Source organism: uncultured Sphingomonas sp. (assembly GCF_964235535.1).
Lineage (GTDB): Bacteria > Pseudomonadota > Alphaproteobacteria > Sphingomonadales > Sphingomonadaceae > Sphingomonas.
The window spans coordinates 1-22,912 of record NZ_CAXSBH010000050.1 but is presented as its reverse complement, the minus strand read 5'-3'; the positions used below and the strand labels follow the sequence as shown (position 1 = coordinate 22,912).

Annotated in this window: 29 protein-coding genes; 8 read left to right on the top strand and 21 right to left on the bottom strand. The window is 69.3% G+C overall.

All coding sequences use genetic code 11. From position 1 onward, the window contains the following. From ACFE7F_RS12985 to ACFE7F_RS12970, 4 genes are all read right to left on the bottom strand, one after another. On the bottom strand, positions 1 to 713 hold a 713-nt coding region (locus ACFE7F_RS12985), incomplete at its 3' end, for a YebC/PmpR family DNA-binding transcriptional regulator (RefSeq protein WP_375404275.1). Between the two features lie 17 nt (positions 714 to 730). Beyond that, a complete protein-coding gene (locus ACFE7F_RS12980; protein WP_375404274.1) occupies positions 731 to 970 on the bottom strand; it encodes a DUF2312 domain-containing protein in 240 nt (79 codons plus the stop codon). Positions 971 to 1,049: 79 nt separating this feature from the next. Next, positions 1,050 to 2,399 (bottom strand): amidohydrolase family protein, encoded by a 1,350-nt coding sequence (locus ACFE7F_RS12975; protein ID WP_375404273.1) that lies wholly within the window; start codon positions 2,397 to 2,399, stop codon positions 1,050 to 1,052. Positions 2,400 to 2,499: 100 nt separating this feature from the next. Continuing rightward, positions 2,500 to 2,790 carry a DUF1244 domain-containing protein gene (locus ACFE7F_RS12970; RefSeq protein WP_375404272.1) on the bottom strand — a complete coding sequence of 97 codons (291 nt, stop codon included), beginning with the start codon at positions 2,788 to 2,790 and terminating at the stop codon, positions 2,500 to 2,502. A gap of 86 nt (positions 2,791 to 2,876) precedes the next feature. On the opposite strand from ACFE7F_RS12970, the gene pyk reads away from it, so the two are divergent. Then, positions 2,877 to 4,346, top strand: coding sequence for a pyruvate kinase (pyk, locus tag ACFE7F_RS12965; RefSeq protein ID WP_375404271.1), 1,470 nt, complete (start codon positions 2,877 to 2,879; stop codon positions 4,344 to 4,346). Here the strand turns inward: pyk and ACFE7F_RS12960 are convergent. Genes ACFE7F_RS12960 through ykgO form a run of 4 tightly spaced genes read right to left on the bottom strand, consistent with a single transcriptional unit; the run spans position 4,322 to position 5,774 of the window. After that, positions 4,322 to 4,708 (bottom strand): type II toxin-antitoxin system VapC family toxin, encoded by a 387-nt coding sequence (locus ACFE7F_RS12960; RefSeq protein ID WP_375404270.1) that lies wholly within the window; start codon positions 4,706 to 4,708, stop codon positions 4,322 to 4,324. The two genes, pyk and ACFE7F_RS12960, sit on opposite strands and share 25 nt — an antisense overlap. Continuing rightward, on the bottom strand, positions 4,708 to 4,989 hold the full coding sequence (locus ACFE7F_RS12955; RefSeq protein WP_375404269.1) for a type II toxin-antitoxin system Phd/YefM family antitoxin: 282 nt from the start codon (positions 4,987 to 4,989) through the stop codon (positions 4,708 to 4,710). Before ACFE7F_RS12955 ends, ACFE7F_RS12960 begins: the two co-directional genes overlap by 1 nt. A gap of 39 nt (positions 4,990 to 5,028) precedes the next feature. Further along, positions 5,029 to 5,649: an HAD family hydrolase gene (locus ACFE7F_RS12950; protein ID WP_375404276.1), complete on the bottom strand. Its 621-nt coding sequence runs from the start codon at positions 5,647 to 5,649 to the stop codon at positions 5,029 to 5,031. Then, positions 5,649 to 5,774: a type B 50S ribosomal protein L36 gene (gene ykgO / locus ACFE7F_RS12945; RefSeq protein WP_004210176.1), complete on the bottom strand. Its 126-nt coding sequence runs from the start codon at positions 5,772 to 5,774 to the stop codon at positions 5,649 to 5,651. The genes ACFE7F_RS12950 and ykgO overlap by 1 nt, the downstream gene beginning before the upstream one ends. Positions 5,775 to 5,940: 166 nt before the next feature. Here ykgO and ACFE7F_RS12940 point away from each other — a divergent pair, with 166 nt between their 5' ends. The 5 genes from ACFE7F_RS12940 to ACFE7F_RS12920 all read left to right on the top strand — a co-directional run bounded on the left by ACFE7F_RS12940 (position 5,941) and on the right by ACFE7F_RS12920 (position 10,234). Next, the gene (locus ACFE7F_RS12940) at positions 5,941 to 6,555 is read left to right on the top strand and encodes a DUF4136 domain-containing protein (protein WP_375404268.1); all 615 of its coding nucleotides are present in this window, start codon (positions 5,941 to 5,943) and stop codon (positions 6,553 to 6,555) included. Next, positions 6,552 to 7,670 carry a M14-type cytosolic carboxypeptidase gene (locus tag ACFE7F_RS12935; RefSeq protein WP_375404267.1) on the top strand — a complete coding sequence of 373 codons (1,119 nt, stop codon included), beginning with the start codon at positions 6,552 to 6,554 and terminating at the stop codon, positions 7,668 to 7,670. The genes ACFE7F_RS12940 and ACFE7F_RS12935 overlap by 4 nt, the downstream gene beginning before the upstream one ends. A 145-nt stretch (positions 7,671 to 7,815) precedes the next feature. Beyond that, positions 7,816 to 8,502: a 2,3-diphosphoglycerate-dependent phosphoglycerate mutase gene (gene gpmA / locus ACFE7F_RS12930; RefSeq protein WP_375404266.1), complete on the top strand. Its 687-nt coding sequence runs from the start codon at positions 7,816 to 7,818 to the stop codon at positions 8,500 to 8,502. A gap of 38 nt (positions 8,503 to 8,540) precedes the next feature. Next, positions 8,541 to 9,041 carry a 5-(carboxyamino)imidazole ribonucleotide mutase gene (gene purE, locus ACFE7F_RS12925; RefSeq protein ID WP_375404265.1) on the top strand — a complete coding sequence of 167 codons (501 nt, stop codon included), beginning with the start codon at positions 8,541 to 8,543 and terminating at the stop codon, positions 9,039 to 9,041. A 104-nt stretch (positions 9,042 to 9,145) separates the two neighbouring features. Continuing rightward, positions 9,146 to 10,234, top strand: a complete 1,089-nt coding sequence (locus ACFE7F_RS12920; RefSeq protein WP_375404264.1) for a 5-(carboxyamino)imidazole ribonucleotide synthase — start codon at positions 9,146 to 9,148, stop codon at positions 10,232 to 10,234. A gap of 314 nt (positions 10,235 to 10,548) precedes the next feature. Here the strand turns inward: ACFE7F_RS12920 and ACFE7F_RS12915 are convergent, their stop codons facing one another. After that, the gene (locus ACFE7F_RS12915) at positions 10,549 to 11,604 is read right to left on the bottom strand and encodes an LLM class flavin-dependent oxidoreductase (RefSeq protein ID WP_375404263.1); all 1,056 of its coding nucleotides are present in this window, start codon (positions 11,602 to 11,604) and stop codon (positions 10,549 to 10,551) included. Beyond that, entirely contained in the window at positions 11,604 to 12,563 is a 960-nt protein-coding gene (locus tag ACFE7F_RS12910; RefSeq protein ID WP_375404262.1) for a RimK family alpha-L-glutamate ligase, read from the bottom strand. Before ACFE7F_RS12910 ends, ACFE7F_RS12915 begins: the two co-directional genes overlap by 1 nt. A gap of 44 nt (positions 12,564 to 12,607) precedes the next feature. On the opposite strand from ACFE7F_RS12910, the gene ACFE7F_RS12905 reads away from it, so the two are divergent. Then, complete coding sequence (locus ACFE7F_RS12905; RefSeq protein ID WP_375404261.1) at positions 12,608 to 12,817, top strand: hypothetical protein; 210 nt, start codon at positions 12,608 to 12,610, stop codon at positions 12,815 to 12,817. A gap of 2 nt (positions 12,818 to 12,819) precedes the next feature. On the opposite strand, the gene ACFE7F_RS12900 is transcribed toward ACFE7F_RS12905, so the two are convergent. From ACFE7F_RS12900 to ACFE7F_RS12870, 7 genes are all read right to left on the bottom strand, one after another. Further along, entirely contained in the window at positions 12,820 to 13,566 is a 747-nt protein-coding gene (locus ACFE7F_RS12900; protein WP_375404260.1) for a nucleotidyltransferase family protein, read from the bottom strand. Then, positions 13,563 to 14,456, bottom strand: coding sequence for a hypothetical protein (locus ACFE7F_RS12895; RefSeq protein WP_375404259.1), 894 nt, complete (start codon positions 14,454 to 14,456; stop codon positions 13,563 to 13,565). Before ACFE7F_RS12895 ends, ACFE7F_RS12900 begins: the two co-directional genes overlap by 4 nt. After that, positions 14,453 to 15,499: a diacylglycerol/lipid kinase family protein gene (locus ACFE7F_RS12890; protein ID WP_375404258.1), complete on the bottom strand. Its 1,047-nt coding sequence runs from the start codon at positions 15,497 to 15,499 to the stop codon at positions 14,453 to 14,455. Before ACFE7F_RS12890 ends, ACFE7F_RS12895 begins: the two co-directional genes overlap by 4 nt. Before the next feature lie 131 nt (positions 15,500 to 15,630). Further along, entirely contained in the window at positions 15,631 to 16,953 is a 1,323-nt protein-coding gene (locus ACFE7F_RS12885; RefSeq protein ID WP_375404257.1) for a lipopolysaccharide biosynthesis protein, read from the bottom strand. 45 nt (positions 16,954 to 16,998) lie between these two features. After that, a complete protein-coding gene (locus ACFE7F_RS12880; RefSeq protein WP_375404256.1) occupies positions 16,999 to 18,123 on the bottom strand; it encodes a CDP-alcohol phosphatidyltransferase family protein in 1,125 nt (374 codons plus the stop codon). Positions 18,124 to 18,169: 46 nt separating this feature from the next. Further along, positions 18,170 to 18,586 carry an adenylyltransferase/cytidyltransferase family protein gene (locus ACFE7F_RS12875; RefSeq protein WP_375404255.1) on the bottom strand — a complete coding sequence of 139 codons (417 nt, stop codon included), beginning with the start codon at positions 18,584 to 18,586 and terminating at the stop codon, positions 18,170 to 18,172. After that, positions 18,583 to 19,104, bottom strand: coding sequence for an HIT family protein (locus ACFE7F_RS12870; RefSeq protein ID WP_375404254.1), 522 nt, complete (start codon positions 19,102 to 19,104; stop codon positions 18,583 to 18,585). Before ACFE7F_RS12870 ends, ACFE7F_RS12875 begins: the two co-directional genes overlap by 4 nt. A 49-nt stretch (positions 19,105 to 19,153) precedes the next feature. On the opposite strand from ACFE7F_RS12870, the gene ACFE7F_RS12865 reads away from it, so the two are divergent. Continuing rightward, positions 19,154 to 20,221 carry a patatin-like phospholipase family protein gene (locus ACFE7F_RS12865; protein WP_375404253.1) on the top strand — a complete coding sequence of 356 codons (1,068 nt, stop codon included), beginning with the start codon at positions 19,154 to 19,156 and terminating at the stop codon, positions 20,219 to 20,221. On the opposite strand, the gene ACFE7F_RS12860 is transcribed toward ACFE7F_RS12865, so the two are convergent. From ACFE7F_RS12860 to ACFE7F_RS12845, 4 genes are all read right to left on the bottom strand, one after another. Continuing rightward, the gene (locus tag ACFE7F_RS12860) at positions 20,199 to 20,753 is read right to left on the bottom strand and encodes a DNA-3-methyladenine glycosylase (protein WP_375404252.1); all 555 of its coding nucleotides are present in this window, start codon (positions 20,751 to 20,753) and stop codon (positions 20,199 to 20,201) included. The genes ACFE7F_RS12865 and ACFE7F_RS12860 overlap by 23 nt on opposite strands. Positions 20,754 to 20,838: 85 nt before the next feature. After that, the gene (locus ACFE7F_RS12855; RefSeq protein ID WP_375404251.1) at positions 20,839 to 21,516 is read right to left on the bottom strand and encodes an OmpA family protein; all 678 of its coding nucleotides are present in this window, start codon (positions 21,514 to 21,516) and stop codon (positions 20,839 to 20,841) included. Between the two features lie 78 nt (positions 21,517 to 21,594). Then, positions 21,595 to 22,584, bottom strand: a complete 990-nt coding sequence (locus ACFE7F_RS12850) for a YsnF/AvaK domain-containing protein (protein WP_375404250.1) — start codon at positions 22,582 to 22,584, stop codon at positions 21,595 to 21,597. Then, positions 22,581 to 22,912: DUF2382 domain-containing protein (locus ACFE7F_RS12845; protein ID WP_375404249.1), on the bottom strand; the 332-nt coding region annotated here is incomplete at its 5' end. The genes ACFE7F_RS12850 and ACFE7F_RS12845, both read right to left, overlap by 4 nt.

Here is a 22,912-nt window from a genome sequence, read left to right as displayed (position 1 = left end):
ACCTCGTAATTGCCCCACACCGTCTGCACGTCGTCGTCGTCGTCGAGCGTGTCGATCAGCTTGAACAAAGTCACCGCGTCGTCGTCGCCGACCGCCACGCTCACCTGCGGACGCCAAGCGAGCTTGGCGCCTTCCGCCTGCCCCAGCACCGGCTCCAACGCCTTGGCGACCTCGTGCAGGTCGCCCTGCGCGGTCCAGATCTCGTGACCGTCCTCCGTGGAGGTCACGTCCTCCGCCCCCGCCTCCAGCGCGGCGTCGAACATCTTGTCCGGGTCGCCCGCGCCCACGGGGTAGTTGATCAGCCCTACCCGGTCGAATCCGTGGCTCACCGATCCGCTTGCGCCCAGATTGCCGCCGTTCTTTGCGACCGCGGTGCGCACGTTCGTCGCGGTGCGGTTGCGGTTGTCGGTCAACGCCTCGATGATCAGCGACACGCCGCCCGGGCCGAAACCCTCGTAGCGGACCTCCTCATACAGTTCCGCATCGCCGCGCGACGCCTTGTCGATCGAACGCTGGATATTGTCCTTGGGCAGCGACATCGCCTTGGCGGCGTTGACCGCGGCGCGCAGGCGCGGGTTCATGTCCGGATCGGGCAGCCCCATCTTGGCCGCCACCGTGATCTCGCGCGACAGCTTGGAAAAAGCGCTGGAGCGCTTCTTATCCTGGGCACCCTTGCGGTGCATGATGTTCTTGAACTTGGAATGGCCCGCCACGGGTTTCCCTCCTGACTCTAGTGGATGCCCAGCGCCTGCCGGTACGTCTCCAGCAGCGCGTCCGCCTCGTCGCGGTGATGCTTCTCCATCTTGCGCAGCCGCACGATCGACTTCATCGTCTTGGTGTCGAAACCGGTCGACTTGGCCTCGGAATACACGTCCTTGATGTCGTCGGCGAAGCCCTTCTTCTCCTCCTCCAGCCGCTCGATGCGCTCGATGAACTGGCGCAATTGCTCGGCCGATACGTTGTCCGTCATGATGGTGGTCGCTCTCCGCGGGTGAAGCGGGCGCGTCTAACGGATGCCCCCGCCCATGCGCAACCTGGCGGATGCAAGCTTACTTGACCGGAAACACCTGCCGCTCGCCGCCCTGCTTGTGGACGACGCCGCGCCGCATCACGAACTCCACCTGCGTCAGCCGCGCGACGTCGGCGACCGGATCGCCCGCCACCGCGATGATGTCGGCGTCCATGCCGGGCGCGATGCGGCCGATGCGGTCGGCCCGGCCGAGCAGGTCGGCGGCCCCGATCGTGGCCGATCGGATCGCCGTCATCGGCGCCATGCCCTGCGCGACCATGTATCCGAACTCCAGCGCGTTGGTGCCGTGCGGGCCGACCCCGGAATCCGTGCCCATCGCGACCTTGACCCCCGCCTTGAACGCGCGGGCATGCGACTGCTTGACGACCAGCGACACCTGCTCGGCCTTGGCCGCGGCCGCGGCGGGACGCTCGCCCGCGCGGCCCTGGCGGATCACGCTCTCGAAGGCGTGCATGGTGGGGACGAGGTACGCGCCCGTGGTCTTGAACAGCCGGATCGTCTCGTCGTCCAGATACGATCCGTGGTCGATCGAATCGACCCCCGCCTTCAGCGCCAGGTCGATCCCCGACTTGCCGTGCGCGTGCGCCGCCGCCTTGCGCCCGAAGGCGTGAGCCGTGTCGATGATCGCCTTCATCTCGTCGAAGGTCATCTGCGCCTCCAGCCCGCCCGCGATATTCGACCCGACGCCGCCGGTCGCCGCGAACTTGATCACTTCCGCGCCCGAGAAGATCTGTTCGCGCGTCGCCCGCCGGCAGTCGTCGGGGCCGTTGCAGATCTCCGGCGAGGCCTCGCGCTCGACATGAGCGTATTCGCGCTTCAGGCCGTTGGCGTCGCCGTGTCCGGCGGTGACCGACACCATGCGCCCGGCGTTGACCACGGTGGGCCCCGCCACCTCGCCGCGCGCGATCGCGTCGCGCAGCGCCCGGATGCCGCGCGGCTCGCCGCCCAGATCGCGGACCGTGGTGACCCCCGCCTCCAGCGTCCGCCTGGCGTTGGCGACGGCGGTCAGCAGATCGTCCTCCAGGTCGCTGGTCGTCGCGTTCAGCCGCGCCTGGAGCGGATAGCCCGTCGAATAAAGATGGACGTGCATGTCGATCAGCCCGGGCAGCACGTACCGGTCCTTGAGGTCCACCAGCCGAACGCCCGCGGGCGGGGCCGCGTGGCCGTCGCGGACCTCCGCGACCTTGCCGTCCCGAACGACGATCGTCGACGGCCCGCGCGGGGCCTGGCCGGGCTGGTCGAGCAGGCGACCCGCATGAATGTAGGTGGTGACGGACGCGGCGGGCGCGGCGGCGGGCGGCGCGGTCTGGGCCGATACGGTACCCAATGTGGGCAGCAATGCGAGCACGAGTGCGATCGATCTGGTCATGTTTACCACTCCGTTCGGTCTGAGCTTGTCGAAGGCTCGTTCTTCTTTCCCCCGGTAGAGAGGGAGCCGACCCTTCGACAAGCTCAGGGCGAACGGGAATTCAGGCATTCCTCGACACGCTCTCGGCCATCCGCGCCAGCTGCTCGGGGCTAGCCTCGCCCCCGTGCCGCGCCTTCCACTCCGCATACGGCATCCCGTATACCGCCTCGCGGCCCGCCTCCTTGGGCATCCCGCCCGCTTCGGCCACCCAGTCGCCCAGGCAGTTGCGGCAAAATCCCGCCAGCCCCATCAGATCGACATTCTGCGCGTCGGTCCGGTGGCGCAGGTGACGCACCAGCCGCCGGAAAGCCTCGGCGGCGGTGCGGTCGTCGATCTCGTCCATCCGGTCCATCCCCAAGCGCCTTTCGGTTGATCGGGTCGGATTAGGCTCTAGAGCCTGCGGGCGCAAAGCCGGAGCGTCCACCATGACCAAATCCCATGTCTAAGGCTGCGCCGCCCCGGGGACGCAAGGTGCGCGTGCTCGCCACGCTCGGCCCCGCCAGCAGCACGCCCGGAATGATCGGCACCTTGTTCCAGGCGGGTGCCGACGCGTTCCGCATCAACATGTCCCACGGCGACCAGGCGGGGAAGGTCGCGGTGATCCAGGCGATCCGGGATCTGGAAAAGCGGTTCGGCCGCCCGAGCACGATCCTCGCCGACCTCCAGGGCCCCAAACTCCGCGTCGGCCGCTTCGCCGATGGAAGCGTCATGCTCCGCACCGGCCAGGACTTCACCTTCGACCGCTCCGACGCGCCCGGCGACGACACCCGCGTCGAGCTTCCCCACCGCGAGATCTTCGCCGCGATCGAGTCCGGCGCGCGCCTGCTCCTCGACGACGGCAAGCTCGTGCTTCGCGTCGTCGCGCACGACGCGGACCGCATAATGACGCGCGTCGAGGTCGGCGGCAAGCTGTCGAACAACAAGGGCCTGAACGTCCCCGACGTCGTGGTGCCGATGGCCGCGCTAACCGAGAAGGACCGCTCGGACCTGTCCTGGGCGGTCGGTCAGGGCGTCGATTGGGTGGCGCTCTCGTTCGTCCAGCGCCCCGAGGACCTGATGGAGGCCCGCCGCCTGCTGGAGGGCAAGGCCGCGCTCCTCGCCAAGATCGAGAAGCCGTCCGCGATCGAGCGGCTGGAGGAGATCGTCGAGCAGTGCGACGCGGTCATGGTCGCGCGCGGCGACCTGGGCGTCGAGCTCCCGCCTCAGACCGTTCCCGCGCTTCAGAAACGCATCGTCGAGGTGTCGCGCAGGCTCGGCCGCCCTGTGGTGGTCGCGACGCAGATGCTCGAATCGATGATCACCTCGCCCTCGCCCACCCGCGCCGAGGTGTCGGACGTGGCCACCGCGATCTATGACGGCGCGGATGCGATCATGCTGTCGGCCGAATCGGCGGCGGGCGACTGGCCGGTCGAATCGGTGGCGATGATGAACGCGATCGGCGAGGCGGTCGAGCGCGATCCCGGCCACGGCGACCGCGTCCATTTCACGATCACCAAGCCCGACCCGACCACCGCCGACGCGCTCGCCGAGGCCGCCAAGAACATCGCCGCGACCGTATCGGCCAAGGCGATCATCTGCTTCACCACCAGCGGTTCGACCGCCCGGCGCGTCGCGCGCGAGCGGCCCGCGGTGCCGATCCTGGTCCTCACCCCCAACCAGGCCACGGCGCGCCGCCTGGGCCTGCTATGGGGCACGCACGCCGTGCTGACCCGCGACGTCGCGGATTTCGAGGCGATGGTCGCCAAGGCCAAGCGCATGGCGCTGCGCCACGGCATGGCGGCGGCGGGCGACCAGGTGATCGTGATGGCGGGCGTCCCCTTCCGCACGCCCGGCTCGACCAACGTCATCCACGTCGTCCGCATCGCCGGTGACGAGCTGAAGAACTACGGCACGAACGCGAGCGGGTGACCCCGGAGCTTGGCGTCGCGGGTCAGCAGCCGCGCGCCGAGCTGCTGGCAGACGGCCAGCAACAACTCGTCGAACGGGTCTTTGTGCGGGGGCCGCACATCTAGGGCACATACGACCTGTTCGGCGCTTAACGGCAGGATTTCGGCACCGAAAATCCGAAGCCCCTCCAACACCTCGGCCGGATCGGCCGGCCCTTTCCGTTCACCGCTCGGCGCGAAGAGGTTCCACTTGATCCGCAGTTCCCAGATCGAGATCACCGATACGGCGAGCGCATCCGAACGGATCGCCCGCACCTCCGCCTCGCGCAGCTCGGCCGGGGTACGGACGAGCCACGCGGCGATATGCGTGTCCAGGACAAGCATCAGTTCGCTTCGGCATGCTCACTGTCGAGCATCAGCGCCCGTCGGCTGAAATCGGCATCGTCGAACTCGGCGGGCCAGACCTGCTCCGCGTCGGTATCGGCCCAACCCTTGGACCGGCGAAACGCTTCCAGGGCGGCCCAGTCCAGTCCTCCCTCGGGACTTGGCGGTCCCAGCTCCGCGACTACATGGCCATTGCGTGTTATCGATACCCGCTCACCCCGTTCAGCCGAGTCTATGGCCGCTGCGAACTGCGCCCGTACTTCCCGAACCGACATCTTCATGATCGATCTCCTGTGTACGCTGATGTACACAAGCCATCGCTAGCCGTCAAGCAGCCCCAACCCCGCCAACTCGCCCCGGAGCTTCGGCTCGCCGGTGAAGTGCAGCGCGATCAGCCCCACGTCGCTGGCGCCCGCCACGTTCGCCGCATTGTCGTCGATGAACACCGTCCGCTCCGCCTCCAACCCGAACCGGTCGAGCGCCAGTCGGTAGATCGCAGCGTCGGGCTTCACCAGCTTCTCCGCGCCCGACACCACCACGTCCCGGAACCGGTCGAACATCGCCGCCTCGCGCGCGCGAAACGGCGGCCAGAACTCGTGGGAGAAGTTGGTGATCGCGTAGAGCGGCACGCCCCGCGCCTCCAACTCGTCGACCAGGGCGCGCATGCCGGGCACCGGGTCGCCGATGGATTCGAGGAACCGCGGCCCCCAAGCGGCGATCAGCTCGGCATGATGCGGATGGAGCGCGGTCAGCTCGGCGCTCGTCTCGGCGAAGTCGCGCCCCGCATCGTGCTGGAAATGCCAGTCGTGCGTCACGACCTCGCGCAGGAACGCATCGAGCGCCCGATCGTCGGCGATCAGGCGCTGGTATAAGAACCGGGGATCCCAGTCATACAGGACGCGACCGACATCGAAGATGACGGCCGTCGGCGCGGGTCCGATCAGCCCTGGCGCGCCTTGAAACGGCGGTTGGTCTTGTTGATCACATAAGTCCGGCCACGGCGGCGGATCACGCGGTTGTCGCGGTGGCGACCTTTTAGCGACTTTAGGGAATTGCGGATCTTCATGGCGCGCGTTCGCTTCCGGTGGTTCGGCCCGTGGCTCGGGAAAGCGGGTGGCCTATTATTGGCGGGTCGCCAAGTCAAGGATCGGGAACCCACGCCCCATCTTCATGCGTTGCGCTACTGTAACGATGGCGTGAAAGGTTCGGCGGACATGACGAAGCGAGGCGGAATGGCCCTGGCATTGGCGGCGCTCGGCGCGAGCGTAGGCTTGGCGGGATGCGCGACGACCTCGCGCCAGCTCCCGGCCGAGGCGATCCGCTACCATCTGGGCCAGCCGATCGCGCGGGGCAGCGTAGCCGTCGAGCCGCTCCAGACCACCACGGGCATACCTCCATCGCTCGAATATCGCGGTTACGCCGCTGCGGTCGAAACCGAGCTGCTGCGCAACGGCTATACCCGCGCGGTCTCCGGCGCGACGCCCGAATATGTCGCCACCGTCGCCTTCCGTCGCGCCACCGAACAGGGTCCGCCCCGGCGCTCGCCGTTTTCGATCGGCATCGGCGGCGGCGGCTTCAGCGGCGGGCGGCGCGGCGGCGGCGTGGGCCTGGGCGGTGGGATCGGCTTTCCGCTCGGCGGTGGCCCCGCGCGGGATCTCGTCGTGTCCGAGCTGGCGGTGACGATCAAGCGCCGCGCCGACCAGTCGCCGATCTGGGAGGGCAGCGCGCGGGCCGCCGCCGACGCGCGCGACCCCGCCTCGGGCGCGGACGCGCTCGCCGGGCGTCTCGCGGCCGCGCTCTTCACCGCCTTTCCCGGAGAGTCGGGGCGTACTATCGAGGTCCGATGACCTTGAGCATCAACGCCGCCTTCGACAGCGGCAATATTCGGGTCGTCACGGTTGAGGGAGACCGCGTCGACCTAGAGATCGTCGCCGATCATCTGTCCGACTTCTTTCAATGGTTCCATTTCCGCGTCGCCGGCGCGCGCGGCCGGACGGTGACCTTCCGCATCCTCAACGCGGGCAAGTCCGCCTACCCGTTCGGCTGGCCGGGCTATAAGGTGCGTGCTTCCACCGACCGCGAGGCGTGGCGGATGACGCCCACGACCTACGCCGACGGCGTGCTCGAATGGGTTTGGACCGTCGACACTGAACTCGCCTGGTTCGCCTATTTCGCACCTTACACGATGGACCGCCACGATGCGCTGGTCGCCCGCATCGCCGCCCGCCCCGGCGTAACGCACCGCGAGCTCGGCCGCAGCCTCGACGGCCAGGCGATCGATTGCCTGTCCATGGGCTCGGGCCCCAAGCCCGTCTGGATCTACGCGCGCCAGCATCCCGGCGAATCGATGTGCGAATGGTTCATGGAGGGACTGCTCGAACGGCTGACCGACGACGCGGACCCGCACACCCGCGACCTGCTCGCGAAGGCCACGGTCCGCTGCGTGCCCAACATGAACCCCGACGGCACCCGGCGCGGCCATCTGCGCACCAACGCAGGCGGAGTGAACCTCAACCGCGAATGGCACGCGCCGTCGCCCGATCGCAGCCCGGAAGTGCTGTGCGTCCGGAACGCGATGGACGAGACGGGTGTCAAGTTCGCCATCGACGTGCACGGCGACGAGGCCATCCCCGCCAACTTCATCGCCGGTTACGAAGGCATTCCGTCCTGGAGCGACGACCACGGCGCGCATTTCTACGAGTTCGGCCGCCGCCTCGCCGCGCACAGCCCCGATTTCCAGACCGAGCTCGGCTATTCCAAGGCGTCGGCGGGCAAGGCTAACCTGTCCATGTCGACCAACCAGCTCGCCGAACGCTACCGCGCGGTCGCCTGCACGCTCGAAATGCCGTTCAAGGACCACGACCCCAATCCCGATCCCGAGTTCGGCTGGAGCCCCGACCGCTCCAAACGCCTCGCCCACGCCTGCCTGGAGACGCTCGCCGGGATGATCGACGACCTCTAACCCCCTCTCCCACCGGGAGAGGGGAAAGCCGCGAAGCGGCGCGGGGTGAGGGTGACGCACGTCGCCCGCCTCATCGCCCTCACCCTTCCGCGCCTTCGGCGCTCCCTCCCTCTCCCGGTGGGAGAGGGACAGAAAAGGAACCTCGATGCCCACCCTAGTCCTGATCCGCCACGGCCAGTCGGCCTGGAACCTCGAGAACCGCTTCACCGGCTGGTGGGACGTCGACGTCACGGGAAAAGGCGCGGCCGAGGCCAGGGCGGCGGGCGAGCTGATGGCCGCGCGCGGGCTGGATTTCGACCGGACCTTCACCTCGCTCCAGACCCGCGCGATCAAGACGCTGAATCTCGCGCTCGAGGCGATGGACCGGCTATGGCTCCCCACCGAAAAGCACTGGCGGCTGAACGAGCGACATTACGGCGGCCTCACCGGCCTCGACAAGGCGGAGACCACGGCCAAGCACGGCGCGGATCAGGTGAAGATATGGCGCCGGAGCTTCGATGTCCCCCCGCCCGCCGCCGATCCGGGCGGCGCGTACGATCTGACCGGGGACCGCCGCTATGCGGGCGTCCCCGTCCCCGCGTCGGAAAGCCTGAAGGACACGATCGCGCGCGTGCTGCCTTATTGGGACGAGCGGATCGCTCCCGCGCTCCGGGACGGCGAGCGCATCCTCATCTCCGCGCACGGCAACTCGCTTCGCGCGCTCGTCAAGCACCTGTCCGGCATCTCCGACGCGGAGATCGCGCATTTGGAGATCCCGACCGGCCAGCCGATCGTCTATGAACTCGACGACGCCCTGACCGCGACCGACCGCTACTACCTCATCGAGCGCTGACCCCCCGAGGGGGGGGGGGGCGCTCGCTTGCTCCGCTGATGCCGGCCCGCTACCCCCTGCGCATGACGCAGGTCGGCATCATCATGGGCTCGCGCTCCGACTGGGAGACGATGCGCCACGCGGCCGAGACACTCGACGCGCTCGGCGTCGCGCACGAGACCCGCATCGTCTCGGCCCACCGCACCCCCAAGCGCCTCTACGACTACGTCGCCACCGCCGCCGACCGCGGCCTCAAGGTGATCGTCGCCGGCGCGGGCGGCGCGGCGCACCTGCCCGGCATGGCGGCGGCGATGACCCACCTCCCCGTGCTCGGCGTCCCCGTCGAGAGCGCCGCGCTCAAGGGCATGGATAGCCTGCTCTCGATCGTCCAGATGCCCGGCGGCATCCCCGTCGGCACACTCGCCATCGGCAAGCCCGGCGCGATCAACGCCGGCCTCCTCGCCGCCGCGATCCTGGCGACCGCGGATGAGGCATTGGCGGGTCGGCTGATCGCCTGGCGCGCGGCCCAGACCGAGGCGGTCGCGGACGAACCGTCCTGACACCCACTTCCGTTCGCCCTGAGCTTGTCGAAGGGTTGTTCTTCTCTCAAGCGGCGGCAAAGAAGAGCGATGCTTCGACACGCTCAGCACGAACGGGGAACGACATGATCCCCCCCGGCTCCACCATCGGCATCCTGGGCGGCGGCCAGCTCGGGCGCATGCTCGCGGTCGCCGCCGCGCGGCTCGGCTACCGCTCCCACGTCTTCGCGCCCGAAGCGAGCGGCCCCGCGACCGAGGTCGCGGCCGAATGGACGCAAGGCCGCTTCGAGGACGCCGACGCGATGAAGCGTTTCGCGTCCAAAGTCGACATCGCCACCTACGAATTCGAGAATGTCGACCCGCACGCGGTCGCGAGCCTGCTGGCGGGCCGCATACCGGTCCGGCCCTCCACCTTCTCGCTCGATATCTCCCGGTATCGTCCCAACGAGAAAGACATGGTCGCCCATTTCGGAGGCAGGACGGCCGACTGGCGCGGGGTTGACGATTCGGGCGATCTGCTGCGCGCGATCGAGGAGATCGGCACACCCGCTATCTTGAAGACGACGCTGTTCGGCTATGACGGTAAGGGTCAGGCGAGGATCGATACGCCGGAGGAGGCGGAAGTCGCTTGGCGGACGATAGGCCGTCCGGGATCGATCGCACCCGGCGTCTGCGCCATTCTCGAGCGCCGCGTCGACTTCACCGCCGAGTTCTCCGTCATCCTCGCCCGCGCCGAGGACGGCACGACGGCGGTGTACGACACGCCCGAGAACGTCCACCGGGACGGCATCCTCCACACCTCCACCGTTCCCGCCTCGCCTCGCGTGCTGGAACAAGCCCCCGAAGCCGTCGCCCTCGCCCGCGCCGTCGCCGACCGCCTCGGCCATGTCGGCGTCCTGACCTGCGAGTTCTTCGCCACGGCGGACGGCCCCGTTTTCAACGAAATGGCCCCCCGCGTCCACAATAGCGGCCATTGGACGATCGAGGGCGCGGACTGCTCGCAATTCGAGAACCACATCCGCGCCATCTGCGGCTTGCCGCTAGGCTCCACCGCGCCGACGGGCGCGCGCGTCACGATGGAGAACCTGCTCGGCGCGGACGCCGACCGCTGGCCGGCTCTCCTAGCCGAACCAGCCACCCACCTTCACCTCTACGGCAAGCGCGACGCCCAGCCCGGGCGCAAGATGGGTCATGTAACGCGGGTGGAACGCTGACCGCTTTCCCTCTCCCGCTTTCGCGGGAGAGGGTGGCCGAGCGAAGCGAGGTCGGGTGAGGGCACTTCTTCTTGGAAAAGTCCGGCCCTCACCCTGGCGCTACGCGCCTGTCCCTCTCCCGCGAAAGCGGGAGAGGGTGAAGAATATGCTGTCCTACACGACTGGTGCTCGACAATGTGGCGGGGACTCGGGAGCCACATCCGCTCCCACGCTCTTTGACATCGTCAGAAACAGAAACAATGACGTGAGATCGTTCGCGTCTGAGTGTCAATCGCGTAAAGTAGATCCTTCCTCGATCAGAGAAACGACTACGCTCAAAAAACGCTTTTGGCGTGACCTTGGTGAACTTCCGCCGGCACCGTCCCCATCACCTGAACCGCGAAGCGTTCCATCTCTTCTGCCTGCGGGCTCATCTGGAGGAGGAGCAGGTCGAGCCCTACCGCCTCGTACTCCTCGATCCGCTCGCGCAACTGCTCGGGCGTCCCGACCAGGTTCGGGCGCAGCCCCCGGTTCGATACGCTATACTCTTGCAGCTTCATCTCGCGCTCCAGCTGCGTTCCCGACAGCCATTGGTCGAAATTCGCATACCCCGCCGGCAGCTCGGCGACTGTCGTGATCCGCTCCAGCTCTCGGCGGGCCTCGGCTTCCGTATCGCGGACGATCGCATAGGCCGCCATTCCGTACGTCATCGCGGGCTTCCCGATCGCCTCGCGCCGCGCCGCCATGTCGGCGATCTTGGGTGCGATCGCCTCCGCCGGGTCCCCGTGCATGACGTACGCGTCGCACTGCGCGGCGATCATCGCCTTGGCGAGGTCGCTCTCCCCGCCCGCATAGACCACCGGTCGCCCCGCGGGCTTGGGCGAGCAGATCGCGTCCTGGAGCTTGTAGAAGTCGCCGTCGAAGCTGAACCGATCCTCGGTCCACAGGCCGTCCACGACCTTCAACCACTCGGACGTCCGCGCATAACGGTCATCATGCTGGTCGAACTGCAGCCCATACTGCTTGGCCTCATCTGCCCACCAGCTCGATACGACATTGAGCGCCAGTCGCCCGCCTGCGATCCGGTCGATGTTCGCCGCCGCCTTGGCTAACAGCGCCGGATGGTGGAAGTTCGGCCGAACCGCCACCATCAGCTCCAGCTCGTCCGTCACCGCAGCCAGCGCCGCCGCCGTCGACCAGGCGTCGAGCGCGGGCTGCTCGACGCCCTTGATGTCGTTCAGGTTCAGCTCGGCGATTAGCGACAGCGAATAGCCCCATTGCTCCGACGCTTGGGCGAGGCTCCTGGTATAGTCCCAGCTCGCCTCCATCCCCTCGTCGGGCACGTTGCGCAGCCACCCGCCGAACACGGGCATCCAGTAACCATAGCGCATCAGCGGGCGTCCTCGATTCGGGCGATCAGGTAATCCACCAGCCGCTCATGCGGGTCCCACCCCAGTACCTCGAGCGGCCGGGCGACGAAGTTCGACAGCGCGTTGATGTCGTAGAAGCGGGCCACCCCGTCCCGGTCGTCGATCATCACCTCGACCCCGCCGACATCGAGGTCCAGCGCCCGCGCGACCGCTTCCGCCGCCTCGCGCAAGGCGGGCGCGGGGTCGACCGCGCGCATGGTGATCCCCGACCCTTCCACGCAGGCATCGGCCGGGCACAGATCGAACGCACCCCCGCCCGCGACCTCGATCGCATACAGGTGCCGCCGGTCCAGCGTCTCCAACCGCGTGATCACCCCGTCCCGCGCGGGCACGAAATCCTGCACCAGCAGCACGCCGTCGATGCTGACCGGCAGCTCCCCCGCCGCGATCACCGCTCGCAGTTCGGCCGCGTTGTCGATCCGCACGATCCCCGCCCCCGATCCGCCGATGTTGGCCTTGACCACGAGCGGGAACCCGATCTCGCCGGCCGCCGCCTCGACATCGGCCGCGCGGTGCACGACGCGCGTCTCCGGGACCGCGAGCCCCAGCCCCGCCAGCAGCGACAACTGGCGCGCCTTGGATGCATCGATGCTCAGCACGTCCGCCCCGTTGATCACCCGCGCACCCGCCCGCCGCCAATGATCGAGCAGCGCGACGCCGTGAAAGATCGGATGCTCGCCCGACCGCAGGAAGCTCGACATCGCGATCCGGTTGAACACGACGCGCGCGGGCCGAGCGAGGTCGGCCGGGTTCCACTCGCCGTCAGGCCGGACCGCATGATAATCCACCCCGCGCGCGTCCAGCGCGGCGAAGAGTGGCCGGAACCACTCGGGATGTTCGTACAGGATCAGGAGGTCATGCATCGCGCCGCCCTGCCACCACGCACGTTCGACCGCCAGCCCGCCGGAACACAGGAGCACCGATACGGGTTACCGGCCCACATCCCTATCGCGGAGCCAACATCATGAGCAGCAGCAAGCACGACAACTCGACGGGCGAGGGCCCGTTCACCAGCGACCTCGACCGCAATCCCGGTATCGGCCAGTCCGCCGGCGCGGCCGGTGCGGACCTGGACGACATCATGGCCGACAACACGGAGGAAGGCGACGTCGAGAACGGCGCGGGTCCGAACGGCGAAGCGATCGAGGGCGATCTCGGCCGCACGAACAACTAAGGTCAGCCCCGGGTCGCAAGCACCCCCCGCACCGCGTCGAGATCGGTGGGCTTGTCGACATCCACCGCCGCCAGCCCCGCCGGACTCGCGACGGCCGCGGCGCGGACATCCGAAAGCGCGCCCAGCCGCTCGACCGCGCGCCCGAGCGTCAGACGACCCATCAGGTACAACAGCAGCGCCGTCGGGCCGAGCCGCCGGACGATCCGCCAGGGGCGTTTGCGGTCGGTCTCCACCAGCCGCCAAAGATCGATCGCGCCCGCCGCGCGCAGGGTCGCGAGCAGGAACAGGTTGCACCCCGACCAGTCCCCGTCGGCGAAGCGCAGATAGGTGCGCCGCGTCCCCGGCAGCGCCGCCTCCACCAGGTCGCGCCGCGCCAGCAGCACGGCGACGTCCGCATCGCGCGGTGTATCGGCAACGAAGCGCCGGACCCACTCCGCCTCCAGCAGCGCATGATCGGCCGTGGTCACAAGCAACGGCGCGCCGAGCGTCTCCAGCGCCTCCGCCACGCTGGCACTGGGACCTGAAGCGGATTGCAGAACCCGGCAGCCGAGCCGCCGCGCCTCGGCGGCGACCGCGGCGTCGCCCGTCGATACCGCCACCGGCGCGCGGCCCGCTTCGTGGAGAGCGCGGGCGACGCGGGCCAGCAGCGTTTCGCCCCCGATCTCGATCAGCGCCTTGTGCGCCACGCCCGCATAGGCCGCGACGGGGTCGACGCCCCCGCGCGATCCGGCGAGGATCAGCGCGTTCACGCCTTCCCCGCCCGCCACACGCGCCACAGCACGCCGGGCGCGGCCAGCAACGGGTGACGCTCGCGCCAGGGGGTAATCTCCACGGCCACGCCCGTATGCCGCTCGATCTTCCACGCCCCGTACCGCGCCGCGCCGTCGAAGGTGAAGGCCGCCCTGGCGAGGCGGAGCAGGTTGAGCGGCTTGCCCGCACGGCGGCGGCGACCCCAGGCGCGGCGCAGCGAAGCACGCTCGGCCGGCGAAAGTGCGGGGACGAGCATCCCGTCATCGGTCGCGAAGCCCACACCCCCCGCCGTCCAGGCGAGCGGGAGCAGCCGCGCATAACGGTCCGGATCATGCGCGACGATCGTGTCACTCCTTCCCCGCCGCTCCACGCGAAACTCGGCCGCGTAGGTTTCGGCGAACAAAGCGCGCCAATAATCTTCCGCCTGTCCCCGCTCCGGCCCCAGCGCCGCCGCGAAGCGCGCCGCCGATACCCCCGCTGCACCAACCGCCGCGCGCGTCCGCTCCGCCGCCTGGCGGTCGCGGCTCCAGACCAGCGCCGCCGGCTGGACGAAGCGCGTCCAGATCGTGGTATCGATCGTCCGTGCAGCAGCCGCGCGCGCGAAGGTGGCCAGCGGCATCGTCGCCAGCTTCATCCGCAGCACCCCGCCCTCGTGCGGCAATTCGCGGTAGCCCACCCGCGGCCAGATGCCGCGCTCGACCGGACCCTCGCGCAGCACATAGAAGTCGAGCACGCCGTCCGCCGATCCGGTCCGCAGATTGGATCCGTAGAACAGCACCGCAAGCGCGCGTCCATCCTCCGCGACCAGCGCACCCACGGCGGCTCGGACGAAGTCGGGCACGGGCCGGTCCAGCGAGCGTTCGACGAACGCGGCCAGATCGGCGGTCACGGAACGACGAAGCTGATCGGGGCCGCTTCGGTGAGGCGGTAGGCACCGCCGGGAAAGACCTCGCCGTCGAGGATGAAGCCGCCCTCGACGTCCAGATCGGCCGACGGAGCGTCGACGCGGTGGAAACCCGCCCGCTCCAGCCAGGCGGCTTCCGATCCGGCGAGGAGCGGCCCGACCGCCGTGAGGATACGGCGCGGCGGCGCGTCGATCGTCAGCGTCTTCAACCCCGGCCGCGCCGACCCGAACGGCCGGATGCCGAGCGGCAGCGTCTCGAGCGTCGAGGCGAGCAGGAGGTACTGATTGCGATCGACGGTCAGGTCGCTCGCGTGCATGCCGACGGACCGGTCGTCATGACGCAGCCGGAGGCGCTCGCCGCGTCGCCAGACGCTCGACGCCGATCCGAACGCGGTCTGCGCGACCGCCCACGACAACGCCATCCCGACCGCGACGCCGTTGAACGCGCCGGCCCTGTGGGTACGCTGCGCCAGGGCGGTCGCCGCGACGAACGCCCCGGTCCCGAACAGGAAACCGCGCACCGGACCGCCCGGCTGGTCACGGCGTTCGATCGCAAGGGGCGACCGCGTCGCCGTCCGCCCCACGCGCGCCGCGTCCAGGATCGCGTCGAGCGTCCAGTCGCGCGGGCAGCCGAGATCGAGCGCGAGCGCGTTGGTCTTGCCCGACGGCAGCACCGCAAACCGCGGCCAGCGATTGCCCCATGCCTCGCCCGAACAGGTCAGCACGTCGCGCATCGTGCCGTCGCCGCCATCGACGATCACCAGATCGACCCCCTGCTGGGCGAAGCGCAGCATGACGTCGCGGAGTTCGGCGCGCGAGCGCGGCGCGGCGGCGAGCACGTTTGGACGCGCGGCGGGCACGCCTCCCGCCAGCTTGTTGCGGCGGCTACGCGGATTGCTGACCAGACCGACACGCGTAGGCGGGCCGGCCGCCACGGACTCCCGACGCGCGTCGGGACGAAGCCAGATACCGGGCCCACGGTGCGCGACCCGGGGCAGCCCGGCAAAATCGTAGATGGTTCCGTTCACGTTCCGACCATGTAAGCGAGGGCTCACCCGTTGCTACAGTTATGTTACCTCTTAACGAGACAATCAAGGCAACGCGGTGGCCGCGCGCGACGATCATCGTTCATACCGCTCCGCCCTGAACGCCGCATGGCTCATTCCGGCGCGGCCCGCAGCCGCCACCAGCATACCACTCCCATCAGGAGGACGGTGGCCAGCGAGCCGATCAGGACCGCCCCGGCCATGCCCGACGCCCCGAACGGCGGCACCGCGGCGACCGCGACTGCCGCCAGCACGGCGACGCCGACGCAACGGATCGCGAACACCGCGCCCGCCTCGCCGCGCGCAGTCATCACGGTGTCGAACGCGGTCGCGGCGAACTCGACGCATCCCGCCGCCGCCATCGCGACCAAAATGAGGTAGCCGCCCTTCACCTCGCGCCCGGCGACAAGCGTAAGCAGCGGCTCGCCGACCACCACCACAACCAGCAGGATCAGCAGCCCGCCGAGCGAGCTGGCCGCGACCGTGCGCAGCAACAGGCGGCGGACGCCGCGTCGATCGCTGGCCTGGACGGCGCGCACGATTTCGGGGAAGGCGGCGCGCGCGACGAGCTGCGATACCTTGGCGAGGCCTTGGGCGAGCTGGCCCGCCAGCCGGAAAGCGCCGGCCGCCGCCGGCCCCAGCACCGCGCCGACCGCGAGCAGCGGCGCCTGCTTGCTCGACAGGGCGAGCGTCGCGCTGGCGTTGGTGCTGAGGGCGAAGGCGACGATCCCGGGATGATCCTTCAGCAGCCGCCCGACATTGCCGCCGCGCCCGAGCAGCCGAAGGTCGCCCGCACGCGCGACGATCGTCCAATACACGCCCGCCGTGACGATCTCCGCCAACGCCCAAACGACCATGAAGCCTTGCACCGTCGGATGGATCAACGTGACCAGTCCCGCGCCCACGAAACGCGTGACGGCGGTCGCGCTGTCCGCCATCGCCGATCGCCGGAACTGATCGCGCAGACGCAGGATGCCGAGCGGCGTCGAGCGGATCGTGATCACCTGCACGACCGCGAAGATCAGCGTCGCGCGCTTGAGCGTGGGACCGATGCCCAGCTCCTCGCTCCAAATCTCGAGAATGATCACCGCGACGATCGATCCGACGACCGCGCTCAGCAGGTCGAGGATCGCCGCGCCCTTGAACAGGCGCGCGAGCCCGGTGTCGTCACCCGATCGGACCAGCCCGACGCCGTACTGGACGATCACCTTCCAGCTCTGGAACGCGACCAGGGTGGCGAGCGCCTGCGCCGCGCCGGTTATGAGGGCGAACCGCCCGAAGCCGGTGACGCCCAGCGCCCGCGCCGCGAAGCCGAGATAGAACAGCGACAGCACCGCCAGCACGCCCTTGCTCGCCAGCAGCCAGCCGAGATTGCGCATGACCGCGCGGCCTGCGCGCCCGAGGCCGAAACCAGGCTGGGTCAGGGGAGCGCTCACCATCGTTCCAAAAACGCTAGGCCGCCCGCATGCGCCCGGCAAGCGTCAGGCGAGCCAGCTCCGGATCGCGCCGCCGCGCGCCCGCGTCCGCACCGCCTGCGCCAGCCGCACCGCATGGACGACGAGCGAGACGACCGTCCACCCCGCCACCGCCACGATCCCCCAGTCGGGCCGCCCGATCAGAAGCGACGCGAACAGGATCACCATGTTCGGGTTGCGCCTGGCCGTGACGAGCCGGAAACGGCTGTCGAACCGCTCCCACACATGGATGTGCATGCTATAGAGGCGCATGAACGCACCCTCGATCACGCGTTGCGCGACATAGCCGACGATCATCGTCGCCATCACGATCCAGAAGGTCCGGTCGTCCAGCGCCCGGCCGTAGGACGCGCAGCCGACGCCCCAGGCCCACCACCAGAAAGGCGGGTGGACGAGGTCGATGCCGTGATCCCAGACGTTGCCGATCGCCGACGAGGTTATCGTGCAGCGCGCGAGCTTTCCGTCGACGGTGTCGAGGACCATGAAGGCGAGCCCGACCGTTAGCCCCGTCCAGAACCAGCCATACCAGAATGCGATCGCCGCGGCCACGCAGCCCACCGTGCCGAGCGCGGTCACGCCATTGGGGCTGACCCCGATCCGCGCCGCCACGCGCGTCAGCACGAACGCCCACTCCGGCCAGAGATATTTGGTCAGCAGGTCGGTCACGCCCTTGTAGGCGCCGTCGTAGCTGGCGCGCTCGATCGCCTTGACGTTGGCGGGGACGAGCCGCTCGGCGAAGGGACGCTCGCGCTTGCGCAGCGCCTCGTTGAGGATGCCGGCCTCGTCCTCGGCGGCGATGACGCGAAGCCCCGTCGCGGGCTCGCCGGCGAGCATCGCGCGCTCGACCGCGCCGCTTGCGGTCGCGTCCGTCACATGGGCGAGCACCGGCATCCCGCCACGCGTCACGACCGTACCCGGCAGCCGCGCGAGGTGCGCCGTCCAATTCGGATCGAAGGCGTAGGCGAGGTTGGCGAGCAGCACGCCGCCCGTCTGCGCTCCGGGCGCGTCGGGGCCGTCCAGCTTCTGCGCGCGCGCGATGCGGCGCAGGCGCTCGGCGTTGGTCATGCCCCAGATGCGGGTGGGATTGTCGCCCACGGGCACGAGGCGGGGGCGAGCGGTCTCGGTCGTCATTTCGCCGATGCCCCTACACGACCGGCGTCGCGCGTCGAGGGCCGGATCAGGACGCGGAAGCGCCCGCGTCGTGTCTGCGGCTCGTCGACGACACCCCCGACGTGTAGGGCACGAAGGCGCAATGGACGCCGACCGCCTCCAGTCTTTGCCGGTACTCCTCGTATTTCGGGGCGCCGAACCAGTCGTCGCCGACCAGCCATACGTCGAAGCGCATCCGCTCCCAGGCGGCGAACTTGTCCTGATCGTGCTGCGCGACGACTGCATCGACGTCGCGAAGCGCGCGGACCATCTCCAGCCGCTCGTCGAACGGCACCACGGGCTTCCTGCCCTTGTACGCCTCCACCAGTTCGTCCGTCGAGACCGCCACGACCAGCCGGTCGCCGAAGCCGCGCGCCGCGCGAATGATCCGCACGTGACCGATATGGAGAAGGTCGAACGTGCCGGCAGTGTAGACGAGCGTCATGCGCCGGGCATCCCGGTCAACGCGGCCCGGACCGCCGCGAGCGCTTGGGGGTCGGCGGTGTTCGCGTGCTTGAGGTCCGGCTGTCCCGGCCAGCCCGGATCGGACCAGGCGACCCCGCCCGCCGAACGCGGAGCGGCGTAGCGCGGCAGGGCGTGGAAATGGAGGTGGTCGTCGACCATCATCAGCGCCAGATAGTTGAACTTGTCCGCATCGAACGCGGCGCGCACCCGGGCCTCGAACCAGCCCACCGCGTCGACCAGCGCCGCCGCCTCGCCCGCGTCGATGTCCGCCAGCGAGACGTGCGGGCGGTCGGCGCCGATCACGCACGCGCCCAGCGTGCACGCGCCCGGGCGCAGCGACACGGTCCATCCGTCACTACGGTGGAGCAGGTTCTCCCCGACCCGGAACTTGTCGCGGAACTCGGCGGGCGTTTGCGGCATCGGCTGTTCTCCCTCGGGGCTCGCGACTTCCGGATTAGCGATCAACGCGAAACCGACAAGCCGCGCGGGCGCTTTCACGCGGCTTCGGGCGTTTGGACCGGACGAACTGCCTCGGTGGAGGATCGACATGATCGACGGACCATACCGGATCGCGCTGGCGCTGAGCGGCGGCAACGCCTTGGGCAGTTGGCAAGCCGGCGCGTTCGCGGCGATGGCGGCGCGCGGGGTCGAGCCCGATTGGGTGTCGGGCGCGTCGGCGGGATCGATCAACGCCGCGATGATCGTCGGGAACCCGCCGGAGCGGGCGGTGGATCGCCTGCGCGAGTTCTGGACGCCCGCCGCCGGCGGCGGCGCGGCGTGGTGGCCTGCCGAGATGGATGCGTGGCGGCGGACGGCGGCCGTGTCGCTGTCGATCGCGGCCGGACGGCCGGCCATGTTTACGCTCCGCCCCTTCCTCGGCGAGCCCTGGGCGTCGGGCGGTGAAGGCGTTGCAAGCCTGTTCGACACCGCGCCGATGGGGGCGACGCTGGGCCGCTCCGTCGATTGGGACAGGGTAGCGACCGGACCGACGCGATTGTCGATCTCCGCGGTCGATCTAGAATCCGGCGAGGACGTCGTGTTCGACTCCACCCGCGAACGGCTCGGTCCCGATCATGTGCGGGCCAGCAGCGCGCTGCTACCCGCCTTCCAGCCGATCGAGATCGGCGGGCGTCACCATGTCGATGCCGGACTGTCCGCCAACCTCCCGCTCGACGCGGTGCTGGCCGATCCCGGACCTGCGCCGCTGCTGGTGATCGCGCTCGACCTGCTGCCGCTGTCGACCCCGATTCCGCGTTCGATCGGCGAGGGTATCGGTCGCATGCAGGACCTGATCTTCGCGGCGCAGACCAGGCGGTCGATCGACGCGTGGGCCGAGGTGTACCGACTGCACGGCGACCGCGCCCCCGCCGTCACCCTCGCCCGCCTCGCCTTCACCGACCAGTCGCGCGAGGTCGCGGGCAAGGCGTTCGATTTCTCTCCCGAAACAGCGGGCGAGCGCTGGGCGGCGGGCGCCGTGAGCATGACCGCTTTTCTCGACCGTCTGGACTCGGGAGAGATCGACTTCGGCCGCCCCGGACTGACCATCTACCGCGACGCGAGCGAGGCCCCGTTGAAGCACGGGACGTTCCGGCTCAGCGCGGAAACGGGCGACTGAGGAACCGAGAGCCCGCCAGCCCGAAACGCCAGGGCCGATCCGCCGCCTTGCTGATGCCGATCCGCGGGCCGACGACGATCGGCGGCTCCTCGGCCTTGGGAAGCAGCGCGAAGAGAGGTGCGTCGAACGGAAGGGCATCATGCGCCCGCGTAACGCCGAGCGCCTCGCACAGCCTACCCGGCCCGGCGCATAGCTTGTGCGGATCGTCCGTCCGACGACGCGGGGCCATGACGTCCAGGCCGTATCGTGGCTCGATCGCCCGCAGCAGCACCGCCGCACCCGGCGCGCGCCCACCGACGACATTGAGGCACCAATGCATGCCGTAGCTGCGATAGACATAGGCGCGGCCGCACGGCCCGAACATCGCACGGTTGCGCGCGGTCGGCCCGGCGAAGCTGTGCGAGGCGGGGTCGCTCGCTTCGTACGCCTCGACCTCGACGATCATTCCGCCGACGCCGTCCACCAACAGCTCGCAGCCGATCAACGCGCGCGACAGATCGAGGATGGGCTGGGCGTAGAAGTCCGGCGGCATGGGGTCCGGACATAGCCGATCGCGGGTGGCAAAAGAAAAGGGCGGCGGAGGCATGCTCCACCGCCCTTGCAGAGTACGTCGAAGATCAGCGCGCGACGATGATCACCTCGGTGCGACGGTTCTCCGCCTGGCCGCCGGCCGTGGCATTGGTGTCGACGGGCTCGCTCTCGCCGCCCGACGCCGTCTCGACGCGCTCGGCGGCGACGCCCTTGGCCGTCAGCGCGCCCTTGACCGCATTAGCGCGGGCGAGACCGAGCTGCGCGTTGGCGGGATCGGACCCGCGCGCGTCGGCATATCCGACCACGCGGATGCGCGAGGTGGGATAGGCCTGCAGGATCTGGGCCATCTGGTCCAGATCGCCCTGGTCTTCGGCGCGGAGCTCGCTGGCCGCCGTGTTGAAGTTCAACCGGTCGAACTGGAACGTCCGCGGCGCGGCCTCGGTGCCCGCCAGGAAGCCGCCGACCTGCTCGTTCAGCCCGCCCGGCGTCACCGCCAGCACCGCGCCGCCCGGCAGATTCAGATTGCCCGGAGTGGTCGTCGTCGTGGTCGTCGTGGTGGTGTTGGTCACCGGCTCCGTCTCGTTCACCACGACGGGCGCGACGGGCGTTTCGTCACGGCCGCAGCGGCTGAGCGCGAACAGGAGTGCCAGCAGCCCGAGCGCGAGCAGCGCCCAAGGCAGCCAATTGAACTTCTTGCCCTCGTGGCTCGGCCCGAGATGGACCTTGCTGGGCTCCCCCGGCTTATGGTCGTCGTTGTTCGCCATGCGTGTCGTCCTCGGCTGGATTGATCGATGCGGGCGCGCGCGTTTTCCCGCGCGCGCGCCCGAACCGGATGCGGTCGCTCAGTAGCGGTCGCGGTCGGTCTTGTTACCCGAGCCGAGGCCCGAGCCGCCCATGCCGGTGCCCGTCGACCCCAAGCCCTTGTCGGTCGAACCCACGCCGGACGTGCCGACGCCTGACGTGCCCAGGCCGGTGCGCGTCGTATCGGCATCGTCGATGTCGACCTCCGTGCGACGCACCGTGTCGTCGATCGTCTCGGTCCGATCGGAGCCTTCCTTGCGGACGACCACTTCCTCGACGACGCGCGCCGTCTTGCCGACCACGGCCTCCTCGGCAGTTTCCGTCATCGAGATTTCGCGCTCGCGGAACGCGTCGGCGTCGGTCGCGCCCAGCTTGCGATCGACTGGCCGACGCTCGACCTCGACATGCTCCTCATGAAGCGTGACCTGCTCATGGACGGGTGTCTCGACCATGTAGGACCGGACGCGCACGCCGCCGCGGTTCACTTCGCGCTTGCCGACGACCAGATCCTCCTGGACGATGTCGATCCGCTCCTCGTTCCCGACGCGGTCGGTCGTCAGGCGATCGGACATGTCCGAACCCTTGGACGCACCCATGCCGAGCGCGGAGCCGACCGCCGCGCCGACGCCGGCACCGGTGCCGGTCGACGGACCGCGGCTCTTCTCGTAATCCCAGCCGCTCTGGCGCCAGCTGTCGGAACGATCGTCGAGATCGATCGTGTTCGCGCTTTCCAGCACACGGACGGCTTCGTCGGCATCGCTTTCATCGACTTCGGCGGTCAGCAGCGCACCGCCGCGCTTGATGCCCTCCTCGTAGGTGTGACGATCCTCGTCCGGAAGGAACGCACCCTTCAGGTTGGACCAGAAGCCCTTGTTGTCGTTCGACGAGTAGGCGGTCGACTCGGAATAGCCGGTCGAGGCCTGATCGTGGACGTGAACGCCGCTGATGTCGATCGAGGCGGCTTCGAGACGGGTCTTGGCGGCTTCGGCGTCGGAACGGCTGTCGAACAGCGCGGTCAGGGTACGGCTCATAGGGAAGTCTCCTTGGGGGTAGTGGAGCTTGAGGGTTCACGGTCCACGACCGCCTGCATCACGCGCAGGCGGACGGCCTCATCCAGATGCTCGACGGAACGGACGCGCTTCAGATGCACCTCCTCCTTCAGCACTAGACGCTTTTCCACGACCAGGATCTCCTCGACCACCGGAATGATCATCGTGTCGCCATCCTCGCGGACCGGCGGCACCGAATCGATCTCGCGTCCCATGGGGATGCGTTCGACCTCGACATGATCGCGGAAGAGATCAGCGCGCGCATGGCCGGTGTGCCACTGCACCTCCGTCCGCACCCGCACCCTGCCCG

Excerpts from the sequence above, each read along its gene's own strand:
- ACFE7F_RS12980 (WP_375404274.1), bottom strand. The coding sequence starts at position 970 with ATGACGGACAACGTATCGGCCGAGCAATTGCGCCAGTTCATCGAGCGC.
- ACFE7F_RS12975 (WP_375404273.1), bottom strand. The coding sequence starts at position 2,399 with ATGACCAGATCGATCGCACTCGTGCTCGCATTGCTGCCCACATTGGGT.
- ACFE7F_RS12970 (WP_375404272.1), bottom strand. The coding sequence starts at position 2,790 with ATGGACCGGATGGACGAGATCGACGACCGCACCGCCGCCGAGGCTTTC.
- pyk (WP_375404271.1), top strand. The coding sequence starts at position 2,877 with ATGTCTAAGGCTGCGCCGCCCCGGGGACGCAAGGTGCGCGTGCTCGCC.
- ACFE7F_RS12960 (WP_375404270.1), bottom strand. The coding sequence starts at position 4,708 with ATGCTTGTCCTGGACACGCATATCGCCGCGTGGCTCGTCCGTACCCCG.
- ACFE7F_RS12955 (WP_375404269.1), bottom strand. The coding sequence starts at position 4,989 with ATGAAGATGTCGGTTCGGGAAGTACGGGCGCAGTTCGCAGCGGCCATA.
- ykgO (WP_004210176.1), bottom strand. The coding sequence starts at position 5,774 with ATGAAGATCCGCAATTCCCTAAAGTCGCTAAAAGGTCGCCACCGCGAC.
- ACFE7F_RS12940 (WP_375404268.1), top strand. The coding sequence starts at position 5,941 with ATGGCCCTGGCATTGGCGGCGCTCGGCGCGAGCGTAGGCTTGGCGGGA.
- ACFE7F_RS12935 (WP_375404267.1), top strand. The coding sequence starts at position 6,552 with ATGACCTTGAGCATCAACGCCGCCTTCGACAGCGGCAATATTCGGGTC.
- gpmA (WP_375404266.1), top strand. The coding sequence starts at position 7,816 with ATGCCCACCCTAGTCCTGATCCGCCACGGCCAGTCGGCCTGGAACCTC.
- purE (WP_375404265.1), top strand. The coding sequence starts at position 8,541 with ATGCCGGCCCGCTACCCCCTGCGCATGACGCAGGTCGGCATCATCATG.
- ACFE7F_RS12920 (WP_375404264.1), top strand. The coding sequence starts at position 9,146 with ATGATCCCCCCCGGCTCCACCATCGGCATCCTGGGCGGCGGCCAGCTC.
- ACFE7F_RS12915 (WP_375404263.1), bottom strand. The coding sequence starts at position 11,604 with ATGCGCTATGGTTACTGGATGCCCGTGTTCGGCGGGTGGCTGCGCAAC.
- ACFE7F_RS12905 (WP_375404261.1), top strand. The coding sequence starts at position 12,608 with ATGAGCAGCAGCAAGCACGACAACTCGACGGGCGAGGGCCCGTTCACC.
- ACFE7F_RS12880 (WP_375404256.1), bottom strand. The coding sequence starts at position 18,123 with ATGACGACCGAGACCGCTCGCCCCCGCCTCGTGCCCGTGGGCGACAAT.
- ACFE7F_RS12875 (WP_375404255.1), bottom strand. The coding sequence starts at position 18,586 with ATGACGCTCGTCTACACTGCCGGCACGTTCGACCTTCTCCATATCGGT.
- ACFE7F_RS12865 (WP_375404253.1), top strand. The coding sequence starts at position 19,154 with ATGATCGACGGACCATACCGGATCGCGCTGGCGCTGAGCGGCGGCAAC.
- ACFE7F_RS12860 (WP_375404252.1), bottom strand. The coding sequence starts at position 20,753 with ATGCCGCCGGACTTCTACGCCCAGCCCATCCTCGATCTGTCGCGCGCG.
- ACFE7F_RS12855 (WP_375404251.1), bottom strand. The coding sequence starts at position 21,516 with ATGGCGAACAACGACGACCATAAGCCGGGGGAGCCCAGCAAGGTCCAT.
- ACFE7F_RS12850 (WP_375404250.1), bottom strand. The coding sequence starts at position 22,584 with ATGAGCCGTACCCTGACCGCGCTGTTCGACAGCCGTTCCGACGCCGAA.